This window comes from Parabacteroides goldsteinii (genome assembly GCF_020091425.1).
Classification (GTDB): Bacteria; Bacteroidota; Bacteroidia; order Bacteroidales; family Tannerellaceae; genus Parabacteroides; species Parabacteroides goldsteinii.
The window spans coordinates 6,467,891-6,490,232 of record NZ_CP081906.1 but is presented as its reverse complement, the minus strand read 5'-3'; the positions used below and the strand labels follow the sequence as shown (position 1 = coordinate 6,490,232).

Below are 22,342 nucleotides of genomic sequence, written 5' to 3'. Positions count from 1 at the left end.
TTTTTTAGAGCAATAAAAATATACCTGATTATAGGTAAATTATCAGATGGTTATACCGTGCTTCTTAAATATTTCTTTGGCATTTGCCAGACGTTCGGCCGATAAAGGTTCTACCTCTTTCAGTTTGTAGTCGAGACCTTGTGCCTCGTATTTATAAGCGCCCATCGTGTGATAAGGCAAGAGTTCCGCCTTCTGTACAACCGTATAGTGGCTGATGTATTCGGCCAGTTTATCCAAGGCTTCGTCATTATCCGTCAGTCCGGGCACAATGACATGGCGTATCCAAACCGGGACACCGCGTTTTTCCAGTTCGTCCAGGAAACGTAACGTATTATCCAGTTTCACGGCCGTTAGACGGGGATGCAGGTCGGGATCGATGGTTTTTATATCCAATAAGACCAGGTCGGCATATTCCAGAACCGCCAGGGCTTTCGGTGTGCAGATATAGCCGGATGTATCGAGCGCCGTATGAATACCGGCTTCCCGGCAAAGACGGAAAAACTCCCTGAGAAATTCAGCTTGCAATAAGGGTTCTCCCCCGGTGACAGTCACGCCACCCTTGGCGATAAAGTTCTTATATCGTAAAACCTCAGCCAATAATTCTTCAGGCGTCATCTGATATTTGGCAAGACCTTTGCTATCCCAGGTATCCGGATTGTGGCAATACAGGCAACGGAGCGGACACCCCTGCATAAAGACAACAAAACGAATTCCGGGACCATCAACGGTCCCGAAACTCTCTAGTGAATGTATGTTTCCTTTAATTTCCAACTTTCAATTACAAAGAATGATTGATTGTTCTTGAAATCACATCCAGCTGCTGTTCGCGTGTCAGCTTCACAAAGTTTACTGCATAACCCGATACGCGGATTGTCAACTGCGGATAGTTTTCCGGATGCTCCATAGCATCGAGCAACAGCTCCTTGTCGAATACGTTCACATTCAGATGCTGTCCGCCGTCAGGAGTAAAGTAACCGTCCAGCAGGCCGACCATATTGGCGATCTGGATATCACGTTCTTTCCCTAACGTTGCAGGAGAAACAGCGAATGTATAAGAGATACCGTCGTGTGCATGCTGGAACGGCAGCTTAGCGACAGAAGCCAGTGCAGCAACAGCGCCTTTGGTATCACGTCCGTTCATCGGGTTCGCACCCGGAGCAAACGGCGTACCGCCTTCGCGACCGTCGGGAGTTGCACCTGTCTTCTTTCCATACACCACATTGGATGTGATAGTCAGGATAGACTGTGTCGGAGTGGCGTTGCGGTATGTCTGGTGCTGACGCAGATATTCCATGAACTTTTCAGTGATGTCGACAGCAATACTATCTGTACGATCGTCATTGTTACCGAAAGGAACATAATCTCCTTCACGTTCGAAACCGACAGCCAGGCCACGTTCGTCGCGGATCACTTTTACTTTCGTATCGCGGATAGCAGCCAATGAGTCGGCAACGATAGAAAGGCCGGCAATACCTGTTGCGCGGATACGTTCTACCGAACCGTCATGCAAAGCCATCTCGAATGCTTCATACGCATATTTATCGTGCATGTAATGGATGATCTTCAGTGCGTTCACATAAACTTTAGCCAGCCAGCGCATCATCTGTTCGTATTTCTCCATCACTTCATTGTAATCCAGGTATTCGCTGGTGATCGGTTCAAACCTCGGAGCCACCTGTACACCTGATCTTTCGTCGCGCCCGCCGTTGATGGCATACAGCAAACATTTAGCCAGGTTGGCACGTGCGCCGAAATACTGCATCTGCTTACCGATCTTCATCGGAGACACGCAGCAGGCAATACCATAATCATCTCCATAATCCGGACGCATCAGATCGTCGTTCTCATACTGGATAGCGGAAGTATCGATAGAAACCTTCGCACAGAAACGTTTCCAGTTTTCAGGAGCGTTGTTGAACCACAGTACCGTTAAGTTGGGTTCCGGTGCCGGGCCGAGGTTATATAATGTATGCAGATAACGGTAAGACGTCTTCGTCACCAATGAACGGCCGTCGACACCCTGTCCGCCCAAAGACTCGGTTACCCAAACAGGGTCACCGGAGAACAGGTCGTTATATTCCGGAGTACGAAGGAAACGGACGATACGCAGTTTGATAATAAACTGATCGATCAGCTCCTGAGCTTCTTCTTCCGTCAGCTTGCCTTCACGGATATCTTTTTCAATATAAATATCGAGGAAAGTAGAAGTACGTCCCAACGACATGGCAGCCCCATCCTGGTCCTTCACCGCAGCCAGATAACCCAGATAGACAAACTGAACCGCTTCGCGTGCATCCTTTGCAGGCTTGGTCACGTCGAAACCATAACCGGCACACATCTTTTCGAAAGCCTTCAGCGCCTTGATCTGTTCGGATATTTCCTCACGGCTCTGGATGATCTCTTCGGTCAGTTCCTGAATATCGAGTCTTTTCAGATAATGTTTCTTTTCAGCGATCAGGATTTCAGTACCGTAAAGTGCTACACGGCGGTAGTCACCGATAATACGTCCGCGTCCGTAAGCATCCGGCAGGCCGGTGATGATAGCGGAACGGCGTGCTGCAAGCATTTCATCTGTATAAGCGGAGAATACGCCTTCGTTATGCGTCTTTCTGTATTTCGTGAAGATTTCTTTTGTCATCGGGTCCAGTTTGTAGCCATATGCTTCCAGACTGTTTTCCACCATGCGGGTACCACATTTCGGGTAAATACCGCGTTTCAGGGGGGCATCGGTTTGCAGGCCGACAATTACTTCGTTTTCTTTGTCAATATAACCTGGTCCGTAAGTATCTATACCTTGAGGATATTTTGTTTCAGCGTCGTAAACACCCTTCTCCCTTTCAACCTTAAACATTTCGGTCAATTTATCCCAAACTTTCTTCGTCTTATCTGAGGAGTCTTTCAAGAAAGAGTCGTCCCCTTCGTAAGGTTTGTAGTTGTTCTGGATAAAATCCCTTACGTTAATCTCTCTTTTCCAAATTTCGCCTTTGAACTGCGCCCAGTTCTCGTTTTCAAACTTCATACCTTATTTTGTTTTCTTCGGTTTTAATTTCGGTGCAAAGGTACGTTATTTATATGGCATGCGAAACAATCAACAAAAACATCATGTATTCCCAACGGCCAAAATCCCTACAAATAGTTACTAAAACGGTAGATATAGTGCAGCGTATCGCCTGATATAGGTATCAAACAGGAAGGATTATAAATAATATCAAAAAAATAAAAAAGGAACCATCCTTCGCAGGAGAGTCCCTTTTTTATGCCGGAAACAACCAATAAAAAATTTCCGACACACGTTTAATCATCTTATATGCTTACATAATTAGCAAAAGGTTTTGATATAGCGATTATACTAATAGTGTTACTTTTTTCTATGTTGCAAAGATAGAGCCGTCAAGGGGAGTACACAATACCTATTATATAGTAAAAAAAGAGCTTCCTACTACCTATTCTGTGTTATAATCGGGAAAATTGATCATTGGAATAAACAATATTTGCAAAAATTGCTTTCTTTGATAAATAAAAAAGAGCCATTCTTCACAGGATGGCTCCCTTTTATATATGAAAGGGACAACCAATAAAAAAACTCCCTTCCATGGGTATTTACCTTAAATAATAGGTGTACATAAAAATCAACAAATCGGATTTTGGTCAGGACGATTTATACTAATAGTAAAACTTAATTGATACGGCAAAGGTAAAACCACGGAAAGGCACAGGCAATACCTATATATATGTAAAACGAGCTCATTTCTAACCATAAATAGGGATTACAGGGAAAATATTACCTATATAATTATTCTACCTTCAGATTTTCCCCCGCAACATATACCACAGACCTGCCCGCCCCGCGACGGCGAAGAAGCCCCTGGCTGATAAAATCGTTCAGTTCATTCATCGCCTCGTAAGGTGTCAATCCGACCAGTCCTATATATTCCTTTCGGGTAATACAAATGTTTATTTTGAGGAAAGAGACCATTTTTTTCATCCGCTCTTTCACGGTAGAATTGACAATTTTTTGTCTCCGCGTAAGGGAATGCACGCGTTGAAACTTCATCTCATGTTTGATTCTTTTTCGGAATTCACTGCTGATTCTCAGATGTACATTTTGAAAAGCGATCGATTTCGGTTTGATTTCATCCTCATCGTCATCCGTATCCTTCAGGCACTTCAATGAAGTAGAAAAAAATCCAAGATCACCTAATTCCACAATGTTTCCATCGGCAAGCAGATAACAAAGATCGTCGACAATGGCAGCAAGTGCCCCGCCAATCTGATTCTTCGGCAGATGTTCAAAGGCTGCCACATGTTCTACAAACTCTTGACTGGTGTAAGTCTTTTTCGGACAAACACGGGCATGCAGCGATTTTTTACCGTCTTCCCCTTTGGGTGAAGGTGTTTCATACAGGTCGTATTGTGTGATCATAGGTTATATTGATATTAATTGTTCAAATATAACTTGTTTCTCCCTGATAAATCGAAATACTTCTAAAAATAAATTTCGCTTCTAGAAAAAAAATCATTCGACAATCATTCTTTATTCGTTCGACAATTGTCGAATGATTATTCGATAGCTGTCAAATGCATAAAGAATGATTGTCGAACGATTTTTTATTTTAAACGAACAAATATAGAAATAAGAATTGAATAGTACGCCCTCAAATAAACCTAACAAATACCTACAACTAGGTAAGCTCAACCACTTTTTACCTACTATATGCGATTGCGCAGGCTTCCCACACAAGCTAATTTTGCCAAAAATTTTAAAAAGGCATGAAAAGATTAGTGAATTTCCTAACGTTAGCGATATGTGTTTGCTGCCCGGTTTTAGCTCAAGAAAGCGAGATGAACTCTACCGTTAAAGCAAAAGAGGTCTACGATGATTATCAAAAGTTTCGTTTCGGAGGTTATGGGGAGATGGCTGCCAGTTACTTAGATTACGATTGGAATTGGACAACAGCCAACGGAACAGCAAAAAGAAACAGAGGAGAAATATCCATACCTCGTTTTATTTTAGCGTTTGACTACAAGTTTTCCTCCAAATGGGTGTTAAGTTCCGAAATCGAATTTGAATACGGAGGCACCGGAGCTGCCCGGGAAATCGAATGGAAAGAAGAAAATGGGGAATATGAAACAGAAATTGAAAAGGGCGGTGAAGTAGCTCTCGAACAATTTCATATTTCTTATTTAATGAATAAACATTTAAATTTCCGCTTCGGTCACATGATCGTTCCTGTCGGATTAACGAATGCGCATCATGAACCTTTGAATTTCTTCGGGGTATATCGTCCCGAGGGTGAAACGACCATCCTGCCTTCCACCTGGCATGAAACAGGAGTTGCCCTGTTTGGTGACTTAGGTAATTTCGACTATGAATTACAATTGGTTTCCGGTCTTGACCCGCAGGCTTTCCGCACAGAAAACTGGGCAGGAAAAGCGACTCAGGGCGCTTTCGAAATCAGCAATTTCACAAGCCCGGCATTTGTAGCACGCGTCAACTATAATGGAGTAAAGGCATTCCAGGGACTACGCGTCGGAGCCTCTTTCTATTACGACCAAATGGCTAAAAACGGAACCAAACCCACAAGAAACAGTAAGTATAAATTCCCAGTTACGATATTTTCGGCAGATGCCCAATACAAGAGCGTGAATAACAGTTTGATTGCTCGCACCAACATCATATATGGCAATCTGGAGGACAGTGATGCATTGACCAGTATAAACAATGGTTCTTCCAATGCTTCCGGTTATCCCAAATCAACCGTAGCCAAAAATGCCATAAGCTATGGAGGTGAAGTAGGCTATAACATTGGTTCTTTCTGTGGAAAAAAAGCACCTAAGATTTATCCGTTTGTACGTTACGAATTTTACAGTCCCATGTACAAGATGGAAAAAGGAGGCAATGTCAAAGTCGCAGACAAACGTCTGGAAAAGAGCCTTATAACGGCAGGTTTAAATTATTATGCACTCCCCAATCTGGTTATAAAAGCAGACTATACCCACAAAATTGTAGGTGGAGGCGATTACAACAGCCAGAACATGGCATCTATAGGCATTGCTTATATAGGCTGGTTCATAAAAAAATAAAAAGAGAAAATATAAATTTATAATAGAATTTGAAAATGAAAAAGAGTACATTATTTCCCATCTTATTAATGGGAGTTTCATTGAGTTTCTTTTCTTGCAGTGACGACGATCCCGATAACAATGCTCAGGGATGGACTTTTGACCTCTTGCCTAATGACACAGGTACAAAACCGACAGAAGCACAAATGAGTGCGACTGTTACACAATACGTAGATCATGTTGTATTACCGACCTATAAGGATTTATTAGACAAAATGACTGCTTATACTGCTGCCGTAGACAAATTCGTAGCATCTAATAGTCAAAATGACCTCTCCGATGCATGTACCGCCTGGCGTGCTGCCCGTGTGCCTTGGGAACAATCGGAAGCTTTTCTTTTCGGTGTCGCAGATAAAGGTTTGTATGATCCAAGCTTGGATAGCTGGCCATTGGATAAAAATGGGATTGATAAAATTATAGAGTCCGGAGATTTTAGTAATGTAGATGGTGATGTTGATGACGACGAAGACGCACCTGCCGATGCTCCTCAAAACCTTCGTGGCTTCCACACAGCAGAAAGAATGTTGTTCGATAACGGCGATCCCCGTCAAATATCGAAATCACCTTTCAGTGACAATGAAAAGAAATATCTTCAAATTGTATCTAAACACATGCTGAAAGATGTTACAGCATTATATAATGGATGGGACAAAGGTTTAGGAGATATCAACGTACCAACTTCTTACGGGGAAGCGATGAAAAAACATGACGGGACTTCTGCTTATACTGGGTTAAGTTCTATTTACCAGGCTATTGAAACAATACTAAACGGAAATAACGGAATGGCTGGAATTTCTAATGAAGTGGGAACAGCTAAAATTCAAGATCCTGTTGATAAATGGAATGAGAGTAACAAAGATGCATCTGACCCGAACAACCCGGGAGTATTAGCCGTAGAATCATGGTATAGCTGGAATTCTATCGATGACTATGCAAACAATATTGTCAGCATCAAAAACTCATACTTCGGAGGCCGTGACCTGGATAAAGAGAATGCAAGTGCCAATAGTCTGCATGCGTTGGTCAAGGTTATAAACCCGACATTGGATAGCTTGATGGTTGTACAGATCGACAAAACAATTGAAGCGATAGAAGATATGCCACGTCCATTCCGTAACAATCTGGGAGCTGAAACAGAAATCAAGGCTGCGACGGATGCATGCAAGGAATTGACAAACGGATTAGGAAAAATCCGTGCCAAGCTTTCTGCTGAATAACACAAACATAATATAAGTATCGGGAAGGAACCTTATAACAAAAAGGTTCCTCCCCCATTTTGCATTTAAGCTATATATCAATAACCAATAAAATGAAACAGAGATTACTCATATATTTCTCTATTATCGGATGTTTGCTTTGCAGTTGTGAAACGGAAGATATCGAGAACTGGCTAGTCAAAAAACCGAATGGGCAGACAGCATCTCCCGAAGAACTCTCTGCCGGTATCTCTACCATTTTTTCCAGTGCGCCGGACGCCTATGACTCTCAATCCGAGTGGGTGACAGGAGAACTGGAAAAACGTTTTAACAGCGGTGACGGACTATATGACGACGCACGTGGCGTAGAAAATGTATCCGGAGGTGGCTTAGGTCCGCTATATGCCGGATATTCCTGTGGAAGCTGCCACAAAAGTACCGGTAGAACACGTCCTGCCATAGCAGATGGCGGGTCAGGAGCCGGTTTTTCTTCGATGCTGATTTACATCTCCCGCAAAAGTGGGGGTTACTACCCCGACTACGGGCGTGTCTTACACGACCAGGCCATTTATGGTACAAAGCCGGAAGGACGCCTCAAAATAACGACATCCGTACAAAAATACAAATTTCCTGATGGCGAAGAATACGAATTGATGACGCCTCACTATCAGGTCACAGAATGGTACGCCGACAGTATCCCGATGTCGGATATACGCATATCTGTCCGCCAACCCCTACGCCATGTTGGAATGGGACAAATGATGGCGCTCGATCTGGATTTACTGAAACAAATTGCAGCAAAAAGTAATTATCCGGAATATGGTATTAGCGGACGACTCAATTATGTAACGGAAAAAGGAAAAAAACAGATCGGTCTTTCCGGAAACAAGGCAAACCATCAGGATCTGACTGTTGAACTCGGTTTTTCTTCAGACCTGGGTGTAACAAACGACCGTTTCCCGCATGAAGTAGGCGAAGGACAAAGTAATATGATGGGATTTGCCATGTCGGGAGTACAGGTATCGACTGAAGATATGGAAGATGTAGACTTATATTTGCAAACTTTAGGTGTACCGGCACGTCGCAACATTAATGACGCTACTGTAAAAAAAGGAGAGCAACTATTTTATCAGGCTAAATGCCACCTTTGCCATGTAACCACCCTAAAGACACGGCCACGAGGAACCGTCTTGCTCAACAATACAGAACTTCCTCAACTCGGCAATCAAATCATTCACCCCTATTCGGACTATTTGCTTCACGATATGGGAGTGGAACTGGGTGACGATTATCCAAGCGGAATAGCAAACGGCAACGAATGGCGTACTACACCGTTATGGGGACTGGGATTACAGGAAGTGGTCAACGGTCATAGCTATTTTCTGCACGACGGACGGGCACGCAACCTGACGGAAGCCATCATGTGGCATGGCGGCGAAGGAGCCGCATCCCGCACATTATTCGCCCGTATGAGTAAAGATGACCGTGAAGCTCTTATTAAATTTCTTCAAAGTTTATAAACAAGTCAAACAAATTGAAATGAAAAAATTATATATCGCGTTGACAGCAGCATTATTATCTGCAACAATTCAGATACAAGCACAAGATACTACTAAAAAAGAAATTGACGACAAATACGTAGAAAACGATGTGGTCTCTTTGGCAGGTAAGAAAGGGTTCTCTTTTTCGACAAAAGCTGGTGATTTCCTGTTCAAACCTTATGCCCTTGTACAGGCTAGTGCAACCTATAACCGATATGACGACCAAGGACTGGAAAGCCATTATGCTAAAAATGTGGCGAACTCTGGTTTTGCCATACCTAATGCCATCCTCGGTTTTACAGGGAAGGCATTCAACAAAGTTACTTTCAACTTATCATTGAATCCGGCCAAAAGTGGTGGTGCACTATTGCAGCAGGCATGGTTCGACATTGCTATAAAAGAATCTTTCCGTATCCGCGCCGGTAAATTCAAAACACCGTTTATGCACGCTTATCTAAGCACATTGGGAGAAACGTTGTTTCCCGTATTACCTTATTCGGCCACGCGATCCATCTTACTTCCTTATGACCTCAATTATGTGATACCGAGCATGTCGACTGGTTTCGACCTGGGTGTCATGGTACACGGATTAGTCAATAATAAATGGGAATATCAGGTAGGTATATTCAATGGCACCGGCATCGATGTCAATACAGCGACAAAGACGAATTGCGATGATCACGAATGGTTACCATCCCTACTCTACTCCGGCCGTCTTGCCTTTATGCCGAAAGGAGAGATGCCGAACTCCCAAGGTTCACCGGAAAATCTGAATGATGATAAGATGTCTATCGCAGTTTCTGCCTCTTACAACGCTGAAGCCGAATTTTTGTCCGCCAGCGATACCCGTGTAGGACTGGAATTTACCTGGATCAAAAACCGCTGGTATTTTGCTGCGGAAGGTTACTTCATGAATATGCATTTTACTAAAATCATGCAAAAACCGGATAAAAATTTCTGGGGAGCTTATGCACAGGCGGGATACTTTATTACACCGAAACTGCAGGGGGCATTGAGATATGACGTATTCGACCGCAATGCTACAGATGACGGTGGTTTGTTGAATATGCCGGCAGTAGGAATGAACTATTACTTTTTCAACAATAACCTGAAATTGCAGGTCATGTACCAGTATATGGGACGTACCGGACACGCCACGCAAGGTGACCGCGACGAAGACGGTATCGGTATCGCACGCCATTCGGCAACAGCCATGTTACAGTTTACGTTCTAACAAACTTATGTATTATGAAGAATAAATATACAGGGCTCGTTTGCTCCTTTCTTCTAATGCTTTGCGGATGCGATGAAGGAACAATTTATCCGGACGAAACGATCGACTCGGGACGAACCGCTTCCGTAACAGTAACCTTCAAGGGTATCGATGCCTGGCCGAAAGAGAACTACTTATCTCTTGCTGCCTTTGGAACAGACACGCAAATACCCTTATTGACAAAACGCATCTCCAAACCGACAATCGACGGGAGAGAACGGACAGTCAAACTGAACAACCTGAGTCCTGATACAAAAAGCATAAATATTGCCATTATCAGCAATGGGAAGAAAGTGATCTATTCATACTGTAACCAGCCGGTTGAAAACAACGGAGAGAATATTGAAATTAATTTTGGAGAGTTAGAATTGGCAAGCTTCAAACGTATCCAGTCTCAGGTATTCAAGACAAACTGTCTGTCCTGCCATGGAGAGAATAGTTCCGGATTAGCAGGGAACCTCGATTTGAGGGAAAATACAGCTTATAAATCATTGGTAAACGTTAAAGCACCAGTCTCGGAAGAAGGAATGAACTATGTAACGCCCGGTGATCCTCATAATAGTTTTATACTCGAGATACTGGAAGAAAATCCTATCCATAAAGATATGTTCAACAGTACAGGTAAGCAAGAAATTCTTGCGCTTATAAAAACATGGATACAAGAAGGAGCTCCAAATAATTAATGAGGAATAACAAAACAGACAATGACATTCACAACAAAAACATACGAGCAAAACACCATATACGCTCAAATTTGTTCTTTTGAAAGCAAGGGAGGGGTAACGGAATATCATATTATGTTTTCTGTTACCTACCCTTCACTTTCTTTCGGGGAACAGTTGGATTCTTTACAAAGAGCATACGACGCAGTGACTAAAAAAGAGGCTGGTAATGCCGTAGCCGTTTTCCGTCGCTACTTTCTGAGCGATGCGGCCAACCAGGCGGATATGTTGATGGAACGGGAATGTGAAAACCCGTTCTGCGCCTTATCCATCGTGCAACAGGCACCCCTCAACGGCACAAAAATAGCCTTATGGGCTTGGCTGCAAACTGGGATGGCGACAGAAACCTGCAACTCAGGAATGTTTGAAGCATCCCACAACGGGTATCGCCACCTATGGAACGGAGGTGCACACAACAAGGCAGCGACTTCCGAATACCAGACCCGGTTGCTGCTCAACGACTATGTGATGCAACTGACCGAACAACATTGTACCCTGGCTGCCGATTGTATCCGGACCTGGTTCTTCGTACAGAATGTAGACGTCAATTATGCCGGCGTAGTAAAAGCCCGCAAGGACGTTTTCATCACGCAGAACCTGACGGAAAAGACACATTATATATCCAGCACCGGTATAGAAGGACGCCATGCCGATCCGGATGTATTGGTACAAATGGATGCCTATACCGTCGACGGCCTGCAACCGGAACAGATACAGTTCCTGTATGCTCCCACCCATCTCAATCCGACCTATGAATATGGCGTCACTTTTGAACGGGGCACCGCCGTCTCCTACGGCGACCGTAAACATATCTTCCTGTCCGGCACAGCCAGTATCGACAATAAAGGCGAGATTGTCTATCCCGGCGACATATTGAAACAGACCGGGCGGATGATGGAAAACATCAGCGCCCTACTGGAAGAGGCCGGGGCTTCCATCGGCGACATCATGCAGGCCATCGTTTACCTGCGCGACCCGGCAGACTATGAGAATGTACAGAAATATATCAGTATCCATTATCCGGAATTGCCGCACCTGATCGTACTGGCACCGGTATGCCGCCCGGGATGGCTGATTGAAACGGAATGCGTGGCTGTTATACCGGCCGACCTTCCGCAATATCCCTGTCTATAAACATAACATCCTAAAAATAACAACTATGTATAAACAAGGAAAATACACAGAGACAGATAAAATGAGCGACCTGATTTGCGAGAACTACCCGATGGTTCTCGTTATGAGCCGCTTCGGCATCGACCTGGGATTCGGAGAGAAAAATATCGGCGACGTATGCCGGCAGAACGAAGTGGACAGCTGTACCTTCCTGACCGTTGTCAATTTCCTGACGGAAGAGACTCCCGCCACGATAAACGGTATCGACAACTGCCTCTCTGTCGGTTCACTGATTACCTATCTGCACAATGCGCACGATTATTTCCTGAACTTCCGCCTCCCGCATATCCGCCGCAAACTGACGGAAGCGATTATCGGCTGCCCGGGTGATATTGCCTTCGCCATCACCAAATTCTTCGACGATTATGTTTATGAAGTACATAAGCACATGTCGTACGAAGAAAAGATTGTCTTTCCTTATGTCCGCAATCTACAGGACGGCGTGAAGGACTCCAAATACAATATCAGTATTTTCCGCAAACGGCACGACCAAATAGAGATGAAGATCGTTGAGCTCAAAAATATCCTGCTCAAATACTATCCCGGACCCGACAATTATCTGCTGAACAGCGTCCTGTTCGATATCTTTGCCACCGAACAGGATTTGGCTTCTCATAACCGGGTAGAAGATTACCTCTTCGTTCCCGCTGTACTGGCAATTGAAAAAACAATAAAATGACTGCTGCTTTATGAACCCTAACATCAAAATAGCTATTGCCGAACCGTCTGCCATTATCCGTTGCGGACTGGTTACTTTACTGAAACGACTGCCCGGACTTCGCATCCAGCTCACAGAAATAGCGACTGCCGAATGTCTCATAGAAAGCCTCCGCATGCATCGCCCGGAGGTCTTGATGATTAACCCGGCATTACCCGGTTATTCCGGCATACAACGTTTAAAGGAGGAATGCGGATGTCCCGAAATGAAATGCCTGGCCCTTACGTATATGGCGGCCGACCATACCCAGCTCCGGTCGTACAATGACCAGATTAACATCTACGACAGTCCGGATGAGTTAAAGCATAAACTGGAACGGCTAAACGCAGAAGAAGCCTGCCCGGATACAGGAGAAGAGGAACAGCAGACACTCAGTTCGCGCGAAAAGGAGATTGTTATATGTGTTGTGAAAGGAATGACTAATCGCGAAATAGCTGACCGCCTCTATCTATCTACCCATACGGTAATCACACACCGCCGCAATATAGCCCGCAAACTGCAAGTACATAGTGCCAGCGGTTTGACCGTATACGCAATTGTAAATAAACTGATTGAATTGAACGACATAAAAAAAGCCTGATATATTTTTCTCACAGCTTTTGTTTTCTTTTCACACTCCAAAATTTGGGTTCATACTGATATGCTGTATCTTTGGGAAAAGAAACAAAATATATCAGGATACCATGAATCTAATTTCCAAACAATACGATAAGACAGAGGTGCAAATCACCTCATTCGAGACTAAAAAGGGTATTACAGAATATCATCTTCTCTTCCAGCAAACGGATTGCCTGGAAGATTACCCTACCCAACTACAGAATCTTCTGCAAGCCTATACGCAATGTGTAGAAGAACTTCCCGGAAACCCGACAGCCGTATTCCGCCGCTACTTCCTGAGCGATGTCACCAACCAGACAGCATCGCTGATGGAACAGGACCGCAGTAACCCGTATTGCGCTTTGTCCATCGTACAACAGGCACCGATGAACGGTACTAAAATAGCTCTTTGGGCATGGCTTCAAACCGGAGTACAGACGCAGGTTCTTCCCAGTAACCTGTTTGAAGCACGTCATGGCAACTACCGCCAACTATTCGGGGCTAACCTGTGCAACCGTGCTGCCAATTCGGAGTATCAGACACGGCTTATCTTCCGCGATTATATCATGCAGCTGACGGCCGCCAACTGCACGTTGGCAAACAACTGTATCCGTACCTGGATATTTGTTCAGAACGTAGACGTGAATTATCCGGGAGTCGTCAAAGCCCGCAAAGATGTATTTGCTACACAGAACCTGACAGAAAACACTCATTTTATTGCCAGTACCGGCATTGAGGGACGCTATCAGGATACCAATGTTTTCGTGACAATGGACACGTATGCCGTATCGGGTATCGGACAGGAACAGATTCAATATCTCTATGCCCCCGACCACCTGAGCCGGACGTATGAATATGGCGTGACTTTTGAAAGGGGAACAGCCATTACGTATGGCGACCGCCGTCATGTATTCGTTTCGGGTACCGCCAGCATCGACCGGTATGGTGAGATCGTACATCCGGGAGATGTCATCAAGCAATCGGAACGTATGATTGAAAACATCACCGCCTTGCTGAATGAAGCCGGAGCCGATCTGAACGACATCATGCAGGCCATCGTCTATATCCGCGACACAGGTGATTTCGCCCGCATCGAACAATACATGAAAGCTAATCATCCGAATATGCCTTACCTGATTGTCCGCGCCCCGGTATGCCGTTCCGGCTGGTTGGTCGAAATCGAATGTCTGGCCGTCGTTGCCGTAGACGAACCGGAGTATCCGCCGCTATAATTGATTTATAATTGCTACATTTGCAGCAGAACCAATAAACTAAAGCGATATGACATTTATTAAGCGAAGACAAAGACTAATAGACCGTTTAGGAAACATCTATGATGAAGACCTTCTGGATAAAATTGAAGAAATAATCGATGAAAAAGAAGGGCCGGATACCAAGGGTGTATATGACGAAGACGACGTTCTCCACTTCTCTCCCGAGCTAAAGGGAAGAATCGATGCTGCTTTGGAACAGATGCAGAATGGACAAACGTATACAGAAGAGGAAATGGATAAATTCTTTGACGAATGGCTAGGAAAAGAAGAATAAAATGGACGCAAAATTCTAAATTAGAAGTTAATATTATTATAAACTTCTTCAATAAGCGCAACGGTAGCAACAGATACAGCCACTATCTAAAAGGTGAAATAAAAGACACTTTGAAGTTAGTTGCCGCCCAGCCAATGATTGGTTATTCAACAGAATATCCACATATTCGTCAGGCACTTGTTATTGATGACTACTCTATATTTTATCATCACAGCGATGAACTAATTACTGTTCTTGTCTTCTGGGATAACCGGCGCGACCCGGCACGTTTGGCTTATACCTTACGTAATCAGGACCCGCAATATCTGAACGAACCAACGGTTCCTTATGAAAAGCAAACGTCCTCAACAAACGTGAAAGATTAATAACGTTCAAAGTCATTAAGAGAAAAAGGAGTACCTTTGGAGAATTAATAACACCAAAACAAGAAAGAAACAGCCTATGTATAAAAATGGGAAATACCGGGAAACCGACAAAATGAGCGACCTTATCTGCGAGAACTATCCGATGGTTCTTGTGATGAGCCGCTTTGGTATTGCCTTGGGATTCGGAGAAAAGAATATCGGAGAAGTATGCCGCCAGAATGGAGTAGACGCCTGTACTTTCCTGACAGTCGTCAATTTCCTGACGGAAGAGATTTCCGCTCCCGTCACCAACGTAAGCAATTGCCTCTCCATTGAAGCATTAATTACCTATCTGCATAACGCACACGATTATTTCCTGAATTTCCGTCTACCGCATCTGAGAAGAAAACTTCTGGAAGCCATCGCAGAATGCCCGCAGGACGTAGCATTCGTCATCCAGCGCTTCTTCGACGAATATGCAGAGGAAGTCAATAAACACATGTCATACGAAGAAAAAGTCGTTTTCCCGTATGTCCGCGGCTTGCTGGAAGGGAAAAAAGACCCGAAATACAATATCTCAATTTTCCGCAAACGGCACGACCAGATAGAGATGAAGATTATCGAACTGAAGAATATCCTCATCAAATATTATCCGGGCCCCGGAAGCAACCTGTTGAACAGCGTGCTGTTCGACATCTTCGCGACAGAACAGGACCTTGCCTCCCACAACCATGTGGAAGACTACCTTTTCATGCCTGCTATACTTGCTTTAGAAAAAACAATAAAATGATGCCCTATGAGCACCAATCTGAAAATCGTTATTGCTGAGCCTTCCGCCATTGTCCGCCACGGACTGGAGACCATGTTGAAACGTCTCCCCGGCCTGCGTATCCAGGTATCAGAAATAGCGACTATCGAATCACTTACGGAGGACCTCCGGACACACCAGCCGGATGTCCTCATCATCAACCCTTCCATCCCGGGTTACTTCACTATCCCTCACCTGAAGGAGATGACCGGTTGCCCGGATATGAAATGCCTGGCCCTGCTCTATTCCGTAGCCGAACATGCCGTTATCCGGTATTATGACGACCAAATCAGCATATTCGACAGTGCAGACGAAATGAAGCTCAAACTGGAGCGCCTGCATGCCAAAAGCGAAGACGGCGAAGGGGATGGCGATGAACAACAGACATTGAGTACCCGCGAAAAGGAAATCGTTGTCTGTGTCGTCAAAGGAATGACCAACCGCGAAATAGCCGACCGTCTCTTCCTTTCCACCCATACAGTCATTACACACCGGAGAAATATCGCCCGCAAATTGCAGGTACATAGTGCAAGTGCATTGACAGTATATGCCATTGTCAATAAGCTGGTAGAGCTGAGCGATATTCAAAAGCCACGGGAATAATCCGGTTCATACCGTATTAACATAACAAATACAAAAACCATCGTTTTTCTTATAATTAATCATAACCTTTCACCCTTTTTATCAAACAAACCAAACAATCGCCGGAACCGCCCTGTTAAGAAGGAAGAGTATAACTAATATTGAATATCACATGAAGAAATTCTTTTTAATAGGGGCTACGTTATTATTATCCCTCTATGCAAGTGCACAGCATGTAGCATTAAAGAATAACATCGTCTATGATGCCACCGCCACTCCAAACTTAGGTCTGGAAGTGGGATTAGGGAAAAAGGTTACAATGGACCTTTCTGCGGGTTATAACCCATTCGAGTTCAACAACGACAAACAAGCCAAACACTGGCTGGCCCATGCAGGCGTACGCTTCTGGACCTGCGAGAAGTTCAACGGTACATTTATCGGTGTACACGCCTTGGGCGGACAGTATGACGTGGCCGGTTTCAAGCTGCCGTTCGACATGTTCAAGAAACTGCGCGACCATCGCTACGACGGTTATATGTATGGCGGCGGTATCAGTATCGGACATCAATGGATTCTGAGCAAACGCTGGGGTATTGAAGGCGAGATAGGTGCCGGTTATGCCCGTATGCACTACGACGAATATGCAAAAGGCAAAGACATGCCCAAACTCCGTACCGGCAACCACAACTATTGGGGTGTAACAAAAGCCTCCATCTCATTTATCTATTTTATCCACTAAAAACGAACAAACAAAATGAAGAAGTTATTCTATATAGCAACCGTTTTATTATGCTCCGCCTATGGGAGCATGCAGGCGCAGGTTGTCAGTCCCGACGGCATAGCATACAGCGACCTGCAAGTAAAAAAAGAGGGAAGCCAGGTGAGCCTGTCTACAACCGCCAACCTCAACAACATGCAACTGAAATCGCAGAACATGGTCATCATAACCCCGGTACTCCAATCGGCGGACAAGGCGCATAGCATCAAATTCGACCCGTTCGTGATTACCGGAAAGAAACGTATGAAAGCGCTCGACCGTGAGATGGGCTTCGGCGCAGAACCGTTCGAACAGACTCCGACAGTCATCTTCCGCCATAAAAAGAACGAGGCAGAATCTATCCCGATGACGCTGACCGTACCGTACGAAAGCTGGATGCGTAACGCCTCACTGGTCATGCAGGCCAATACGACCGGATGCGCTTCATGCGACGTGGCAAGCAATATCACTCCGCTGTCATCCCGTATCCTACCGCCAGTTGTCGCACCGACCTACGAGCTGAGTTATGTGACACCTCCTGCAGAACCGGTAAAACAACGTAGCGAAACGCACTCGGCCTACCTCAACTTCGAAGTGGGTAAGTCTGTCCTGCTGCATGACTTTAAAAACAATGCCGCCGAACTGAAAGAGGTTAACAAAATCGTGAGCGAGGTTCGTAACGACAAGAACCTGAAATTTACAGAATTCAACATCACTGGTTACGCTTCACCCGAAGGCGGTTACGAATACAACATGAAACTGTCTGAAAACCGTGCCAAAGCGTTTGCCGCTTATATGAAGGATAAAGAAGATATGCCTGCTTCATTGATGAAAGTCAACTGGGAAGGTGAAGACTGGATAGGCTTGCGCCAGGCAGTCAAGGCATCCAACCTGTCCAACCGCGATGAAATCCTTAAAGTATTGGAAGTGTCCGATATCAATAAACGTAAAGCGCAACTGAAAGCACTGAACGGTGGTAAGACCTATCGCATGTTGCTGGACGAATATTATCCTGCCCTGCGCCGCATTGACTACACACTGGCGTATATCGCCCGTCCGTTCGATGTGAACGAAGCCAAACAGGTTATCAAGACGAAACCGCAGTATCTGAGCCTGAACGAAATGTTCCTCGTAGCCAACACGTATCCGAAAGAAAGTGCCGAATTTAAGGAAGTATTCGATATCGCCGTACGCCTCTACCCGACCGACCCGGTGGCACAACAGAACACAGCCGCCCTCGAGATAGAACGCGGAGCCGACGATGCAGGTATCGCCCGTCTGCAAAAAATCAATACACCGGAAGCATGGAACAACCTCGGTGTAGCTTACGCCAAGAAGAAAGAGTATCAGCAGGCACTCGACTATTTCGGCAAAGCTGCCAACGCAGGCGTTAAGGCTGCCGCCCAGAACCGGGATGAACTGAGCAAATGGCTGGATGAACAATAAACATCAAAGATAACAAAGAAAGCCCCGATAGGCATCATGCTTACCGGGGCTTTTTGTATTCATATAAGTAGACAAAATTTATTCTTTTGCTTTCCACTCATTAATGAGTTCGTTGATTGTCTCTTTCACCGACATGATACGGCTGGTCTTCCAGGCATTGCTTCCGGCAAAGGCATATCCGTTTTCAAAGTTTCCTTTGAAAGCATTATACAGCGCCGTAACGATGCAGTATGGACTCTTCGAAATATCACACGTCTTGATGCAGTTGAACGGACACGCTTTCGGTTGCTTGATGCCGGCCTTCACCTTCTCGAGGAAGTTGCAATGGATGGCACGCCCCGGCATTCCGACAGGACTCTTGATTATCTCGATGTCCTTTTCTTCCGCCTTGATATAGCTTTCTTTGAAAGCATCGCTGGCGTCGCACTCGGTAGTAGTGACGAAACGGGTTCCTAATTGAACGCCCGATGCTCCAAGGTCCATCACGCGTTTGATATCTTCACCCGTATAAATGCCTCCTGCTGCAATTACCGGGATTCTCTTGTTGTATTTCTGTTCGAAAACAGATACTTCCTGCACAACCTGCGGAAGCAATTCTTCCAGTGAGAAATGTTCGTCTTCCAACTGGTTTTCCTTATAACCGAGGTGACCGCCGGCCTTAGGGCCTTCCAGTACAACGGCATCGGGAAGATAGTCGTAGTTGTTCTTCCATTTCTCGCAGATGATACGTACGGCACGGGCGCTCGATACGATGGGCACCAGCTTCGTCACGCTGTCTTTCTTGAGGAACGACGGCAGGTCGAGCGGCAGTCCGGCACCGCTGAAGATGATATCTACCTTCTCGGCGATACTCGTCTTCACCAGTTCTGCAAAATCGGAAAGAGCCACCATTACGTTTACACCGATGATACCTTTTGCCTTTTCACGGGCTTTACGGATTTCTTCGGCCAGGCCCAGATTGCCTGCTTCTGTGTAATTGGGTGATAGCTTTTTATATAAAAGTCCGAGACCGGCGGCGGAGATAACGCCAATCCCACCTTCATTTGCTACGGCTGAGGCTAAGCCGGATAGAGAAATGCCTACGCCCATCCCACCTTGGATAATTGGGAAGCGAGGTTTCAAATCTCCGATTGTTAATGTCTTCATGAAAAATATTGTTATTAAATACGCGGCAAAGGTAGCACAATAAACCAAATGATGTGCAAAAAGGACCAATAATATTGCACAGGTATAATACTTTTGTGCAATATTATCGGTCCGTGGGGAAAAACGGGAGTTATTATCTTATTTTACGGGGATATATCCTACTTTTTTAACAGTCTCCTGGCCTTCGGCAGAGAGTACATAGTCGATGAAAGGTTTTACCCTGCCTTCGGTCTTTGCTTCATAGTAGTAAAACAAAGGACGGACAATCGGATAAGTCTTATTTTTCGCATTGGCGAATGAAGGTTCAACGAAACTTTTGCCGGCATCATAAGAAACATGCAGCGCCTTGACATCTTTGTTTACATAGGCCAGGCCAACATAACCGATAGCACCTTTGGTCTGGCTGACCGACTGGATAATGGCTCCGGTTGCAGGCATACTCAGGATACCGTTCATATAGTTCTTATTTTTCAATACGCTTTCCTTGAAAAACTCGTATGTACCGGATGAAGTCTCGCGCGAATAGGCTACAATCTTCATATCGGCTCCGCCTACTTCCTTCCAGTTCTTGATTTTTCCGGTGAAGATACCTTCCAGTTGTTCGCGGGTCAGGTTATCCACCTTATTGGAAGGGTGAACCACCACAGCCAGAGCGTCGTAGGCAATAACCACTTCCTTTGCATTCTTCTTTGCTTCCTGCAAACGGACTTTCTCGTCGAATTTCATTTTACGGGAAGACATGGCGATATCGGTCGTACCTTCCATCAGGGCGGAGATGCCGACACCGGAACCGCCGCCTGTCACAGTTACTTTGGTTCCTTTATTCTTATTCATAAAGTTTTCAGCTTCCGTCTGGCTGACCGGCAAACAGGTATCACTTCCTTTAATTTTCTGTGCAAATACATTCGTTGCAAACAAACAGGCTGCCATAGCTGCCAAAAGAATTGTCTTTTTCATTACTCTTATTTGAATTAATTTCCTGATGCAAAGGAACAACACAAGTATTTCAACTACATGAAACAGATATTACATTTGTATGAATAAAAAGATCAGAATTTGTATTGCAAACGAACCGTCAACACATTATCCTTACGGTCTTTCTCATATCCTTTTACGAAGTCGCTCTTTTCATTGAAGTTGAATTCGTAGTAAGCCTGGACACGGATATGTTTGTTGAAGCGATATAAGCCGCCGATGCCTAATGTACTTTGGGCCAAATCTGTTTTAGATGTAAATGAGTTATCCGTACCTATTTCATTTCCTTTCAGCTTCGTATTCGGATCGTATACATCATATTTGAGTACGGCAGAGAATGGAGAAGTCCCGATGTCCTGTACCAGGTAGAAGAAATAACCGATAAAGGGGCGTTTGAATAACGCATTTTCGGGAAGATTCTCCGGACGTGTTCCGGTATTCGGGCTTTTGCTGCTGGAGGCAATTCCCGGCTGTGTGCCTAAAAGACCTTCGGCACGTAAAGAGGTTGTTCCCCATGAACTCAAGAAACTGAACTGGGCATCCATACCGATATATTCACGTTTCATATACGTACCGGTTTCACCTTTATCAACTTCGATAAAACGCTTGCCGTCCATCTCATAGGCAGTTGTAGTCGGGTTGTAGACGCCTCCGTTGTAATAAGAAATACCTGCCCCCCATTTACCCCAGTTGCCGATTTCCTTGTCAGCACCCAGACGGCCGATAAAGTCTTTGCGGTTATCGGTTTCGCGGTTGATACTGTTTCCGGCAAACAGACCGGCATCCAAACGGAGGAAAGCGAGAGGACTTTCTTTTTTAGTACGCAGCGTCAGCATAGCACCCAGGTCACGTTCGTCCGGGAAGAAATACTGGATAATCGTTGCACGTTCAGGCGATTCCAGGCCACTGGTAGAGTAACCTATCTCATGTCCGAATGGACGGTTGAAGACACCGGCCATCAACTGGCTGCGTTTCGTCCAGGGGTCTTTAATGCCGATATAAAGGTCACGGAAACTGACGCCTTTGTCGTTAGCCTCAATCTGTACCGCTCCGGTTCCGATACCGTCGTTATATTCAAACTTCAGTCGTCCGCGGCGGATACCGATACGGTTAAAACCTTTATCCTCATGTTCATTCTTATCGCCGACTTTCAGGGTTGCATCCTCCTGTCCGTACTGAAATTGACCCTGGATATAGGCAGAAACTTTAAATTTACTTAGTTTCTGCACTATTTTATCCAGCGTTGCTGTCTCTTCCGCAAGCGAATCGATGCGGGCATCTATTTGTTCCGTGTTCTGAGCTTCCGTGAAAAAGGGAAGCAGCGCCAACAGGACAAGCGCCATTAATTTTGTTATCTTCATTCCTAACTTTGTTGGTTGCGTAGAGAGCACAA

Annotated in this window: 21 protein-coding genes; 15 read left to right on the top strand and 6 right to left on the bottom strand. The window is 44.9% G+C overall.

All coding sequences use genetic code 11. The annotated features are described in order from the left end of the window. Positions 1-42: 42 nt before the first annotated feature. The 3 genes from pflA to K6V26_RS26570 all read right to left on the bottom strand — a co-directional run bounded on the left by pflA (position 43) and on the right by K6V26_RS26570 (position 4,423). Positions 43-765, bottom strand: coding sequence for a pyruvate formate-lyase-activating protein (gene pflA / locus K6V26_RS26580; RefSeq protein WP_224265884.1), 723 nt, complete (start codon positions 763-765; stop codon positions 43-45). Between the two features lie 13 nt (positions 766-778). Continuing rightward, the gene (pflB, locus tag K6V26_RS26575; protein ID WP_009859726.1) at positions 779-3,019 is read right to left on the bottom strand and encodes a formate C-acetyltransferase; all 2,241 of its coding nucleotides are present in this window, start codon (positions 3,017-3,019) and stop codon (positions 779-781) included. A gap of 774 nt (positions 3,020-3,793) precedes the next feature. Continuing rightward, entirely contained in the window at positions 3,794-4,423 is a 630-nt protein-coding gene (locus tag K6V26_RS26570) for an HU family DNA-binding protein (RefSeq protein ID WP_046146253.1), read from the bottom strand. A 347-nt stretch (positions 4,424-4,770) separates the two neighbouring features. Between K6V26_RS26570 and K6V26_RS26565 the strand changes: the two genes are divergently transcribed. From K6V26_RS26565 to K6V26_RS26495, 15 genes are all read left to right on the top strand, one after another. Beyond that, positions 4,771-6,084 carry a hypothetical protein gene (locus K6V26_RS26565; protein ID WP_224264299.1) on the top strand — a complete coding sequence of 438 codons (1,314 nt, stop codon included), beginning with the start codon at positions 4,771-4,773 and terminating at the stop codon, positions 6,082-6,084. A gap of 35 nt (positions 6,085-6,119) precedes the next feature. Continuing rightward, complete coding sequence (locus K6V26_RS26560; protein WP_129698911.1) at positions 6,120-7,340, top strand: imelysin family protein; 1,221 nt, start codon at positions 6,120-6,122, stop codon at positions 7,338-7,340. Between the two features lie 92 nt (positions 7,341-7,432). Beyond that, positions 7,433-8,839: a di-heme oxidoredictase family protein gene (locus K6V26_RS26555; RefSeq protein WP_009859730.1), complete on the top strand. Its 1,407-nt coding sequence runs from the start codon at positions 7,433-7,435 to the stop codon at positions 8,837-8,839. A 19-nt stretch (positions 8,840-8,858) separates the two neighbouring features. Further along, positions 8,859-10,094: a porin gene (locus tag K6V26_RS26550; protein WP_129698909.1), complete on the top strand. Its 1,236-nt coding sequence runs from the start codon at positions 8,859-8,861 to the stop codon at positions 10,092-10,094. Between the two features lie 14 nt (positions 10,095-10,108). Then, entirely contained in the window at positions 10,109-10,816 is a 708-nt protein-coding gene (locus K6V26_RS26545) for a hypothetical protein (RefSeq protein WP_224264298.1), read from the top strand. A gap of 21 nt (positions 10,817-10,837) precedes the next feature. Further along, the gene (locus tag K6V26_RS26540) at positions 10,838-11,989 is read left to right on the top strand and encodes a Rid family hydrolase (RefSeq protein WP_224264297.1); all 1,152 of its coding nucleotides are present in this window, start codon (positions 10,838-10,840) and stop codon (positions 11,987-11,989) included. A 25-nt stretch (positions 11,990-12,014) separates the two neighbouring features. After that, positions 12,015-12,707: a hemerythrin domain-containing protein gene (locus K6V26_RS26535; RefSeq protein ID WP_195438349.1), complete on the top strand. Its 693-nt coding sequence runs from the start codon at positions 12,015-12,017 to the stop codon at positions 12,705-12,707. Positions 12,708-12,717: 10 nt separating this feature from the next. Continuing rightward, on the top strand, positions 12,718-13,326 hold the full coding sequence (locus K6V26_RS26530) for a response regulator transcription factor (RefSeq protein ID WP_224264296.1): 609 nt from the start codon (positions 12,718-12,720) through the stop codon (positions 13,324-13,326). Between the two features lie 103 nt (positions 13,327-13,429). Then, positions 13,430-14,575: a Rid family hydrolase gene (locus tag K6V26_RS26525; RefSeq protein ID WP_122328813.1), complete on the top strand. Its 1,146-nt coding sequence runs from the start codon at positions 13,430-13,432 to the stop codon at positions 14,573-14,575. Between the two features lie 49 nt (positions 14,576-14,624). Continuing rightward, the gene (locus K6V26_RS26520) at positions 14,625-14,891 is read left to right on the top strand and encodes a hypothetical protein (protein WP_009859737.1); all 267 of its coding nucleotides are present in this window, start codon (positions 14,625-14,627) and stop codon (positions 14,889-14,891) included. Further along, positions 14,870-15,256, top strand: a complete 387-nt coding sequence (locus tag K6V26_RS26515; protein ID WP_010800665.1) for a type II toxin-antitoxin system RelE/ParE family toxin — start codon at positions 14,870-14,872, stop codon at positions 15,254-15,256. Before K6V26_RS26520 ends, K6V26_RS26515 begins: the two co-directional genes overlap by 22 nt. A gap of 76 nt (positions 15,257-15,332) precedes the next feature. Then, positions 15,333-16,025 (top strand): hemerythrin domain-containing protein, encoded by a 693-nt coding sequence (locus tag K6V26_RS26510; RefSeq protein WP_186960230.1) that lies wholly within the window; start codon positions 15,333-15,335, stop codon positions 16,023-16,025. Positions 16,026-16,031: 6 nt separating this feature from the next. Then, the gene (locus K6V26_RS26505; protein WP_195586292.1) at positions 16,032-16,646 is read left to right on the top strand and encodes a response regulator transcription factor; all 615 of its coding nucleotides are present in this window, start codon (positions 16,032-16,034) and stop codon (positions 16,644-16,646) included. A 151-nt stretch (positions 16,647-16,797) separates the two neighbouring features. After that, complete coding sequence (locus K6V26_RS26500; RefSeq protein ID WP_009859741.1) at positions 16,798-17,364, top strand: DUF3575 domain-containing protein; 567 nt, start codon at positions 16,798-16,800, stop codon at positions 17,362-17,364. 15 nt (positions 17,365-17,379) lie between these two features. Continuing rightward, entirely contained in the window at positions 17,380-18,828 is a 1,449-nt protein-coding gene (locus tag K6V26_RS26495; RefSeq protein WP_195586291.1) for a DUF3868 domain-containing protein, read from the top strand. Positions 18,829-18,906: 78 nt separating this feature from the next. Here K6V26_RS26495 and K6V26_RS26490 read toward each other — a convergent pair whose 3' ends face one another. The 3 genes from K6V26_RS26490 to K6V26_RS26480 form a co-directional block, all read right to left on the bottom strand. Beyond that, positions 18,907-19,974, bottom strand: a complete 1,068-nt coding sequence (locus K6V26_RS26490; protein WP_009859743.1) for an NAD(P)H-dependent flavin oxidoreductase — start codon at positions 19,972-19,974, stop codon at positions 18,907-18,909. 138 nt (positions 19,975-20,112) lie between these two features. After that, the gene (locus K6V26_RS26485; RefSeq protein ID WP_009859744.1) at positions 20,113-20,931 is read right to left on the bottom strand and encodes a phosphate ABC transporter substrate-binding protein; all 819 of its coding nucleotides are present in this window, start codon (positions 20,929-20,931) and stop codon (positions 20,113-20,115) included. A gap of 92 nt (positions 20,932-21,023) precedes the next feature. Next, entirely contained in the window at positions 21,024-22,310 is a 1,287-nt protein-coding gene (locus K6V26_RS26480) for a hypothetical protein (RefSeq protein ID WP_009859745.1), read from the bottom strand. Between the last annotated feature and the right edge of the window lie 32 nt (positions 22,311-22,342).

Bases quoted from the DNA above. Each gene is read 5' to 3' on its own strand.
- pflB (WP_009859726.1), bottom strand. From the start codon at position 3,019: ATGAAGTTTGAAAACGAGAACTGGGCGCAGTTCAAAGGCGAAATTTGG.
- K6V26_RS26570 (WP_046146253.1), bottom strand. From the start codon at position 4,423: ATGATCACACAATACGACCTGTATGAAACACCTTCACCCAAAGGGGAA.
- K6V26_RS26565 (WP_224264299.1), top strand. From the start codon at position 4,771: ATGAAAAGATTAGTGAATTTCCTAACGTTAGCGATATGTGTTTGCTGC.
- K6V26_RS26560 (WP_129698911.1), top strand. From the start codon at position 6,120: ATGAAAAAGAGTACATTATTTCCCATCTTATTAATGGGAGTTTCATTG.
- K6V26_RS26555 (WP_009859730.1), top strand. From the start codon at position 7,433: ATGAAACAGAGATTACTCATATATTTCTCTATTATCGGATGTTTGCTT.
- K6V26_RS26550 (WP_129698909.1), top strand. From the start codon at position 8,859: ATGAAAAAATTATATATCGCGTTGACAGCAGCATTATTATCTGCAACA.
- K6V26_RS26545 (WP_224264298.1), top strand. From the start codon at position 10,109: ATGAAGAATAAATATACAGGGCTCGTTTGCTCCTTTCTTCTAATGCTT.
- K6V26_RS26540 (WP_224264297.1), top strand. From the start codon at position 10,838: ATGACATTCACAACAAAAACATACGAGCAAAACACCATATACGCTCAA.
- K6V26_RS26535 (WP_195438349.1), top strand. From the start codon at position 12,015: ATGTATAAACAAGGAAAATACACAGAGACAGATAAAATGAGCGACCTG.
- K6V26_RS26530 (WP_224264296.1), top strand. From the start codon at position 12,718: ATGAACCCTAACATCAAAATAGCTATTGCCGAACCGTCTGCCATTATC.
- K6V26_RS26525 (WP_122328813.1), top strand. From the start codon at position 13,430: ATGAATCTAATTTCCAAACAATACGATAAGACAGAGGTGCAAATCACC.
- K6V26_RS26520 (WP_009859737.1), top strand. From the start codon at position 14,625: ATGACATTTATTAAGCGAAGACAAAGACTAATAGACCGTTTAGGAAAC.
- K6V26_RS26515 (WP_010800665.1), top strand. From the start codon at position 14,870: ATGGCTAGGAAAAGAAGAATAAAATGGACGCAAAATTCTAAATTAGAA.
- K6V26_RS26510 (WP_186960230.1), top strand. From the start codon at position 15,333: ATGTATAAAAATGGGAAATACCGGGAAACCGACAAAATGAGCGACCTT.
- K6V26_RS26505 (WP_195586292.1), top strand. From the start codon at position 16,032: ATGAGCACCAATCTGAAAATCGTTATTGCTGAGCCTTCCGCCATTGTC.
- K6V26_RS26500 (WP_009859741.1), top strand. From the start codon at position 16,798: ATGAAGAAATTCTTTTTAATAGGGGCTACGTTATTATTATCCCTCTAT.
- K6V26_RS26495 (WP_195586291.1), top strand. From the start codon at position 17,380: ATGAAGAAGTTATTCTATATAGCAACCGTTTTATTATGCTCCGCCTAT.
- K6V26_RS26490 (WP_009859743.1), bottom strand. From the start codon at position 19,974: ATGAAGACATTAACAATCGGAGATTTGAAACCTCGCTTCCCAATTATC.
- K6V26_RS26485 (WP_009859744.1), bottom strand. From the start codon at position 20,931: ATGAAAAAGACAATTCTTTTGGCAGCTATGGCAGCCTGTTTGTTTGCA.
- K6V26_RS26480 (WP_009859745.1), bottom strand. From the start codon at position 22,310: ATGAAGATAACAAAATTAATGGCGCTTGTCCTGTTGGCGCTGCTTCCC.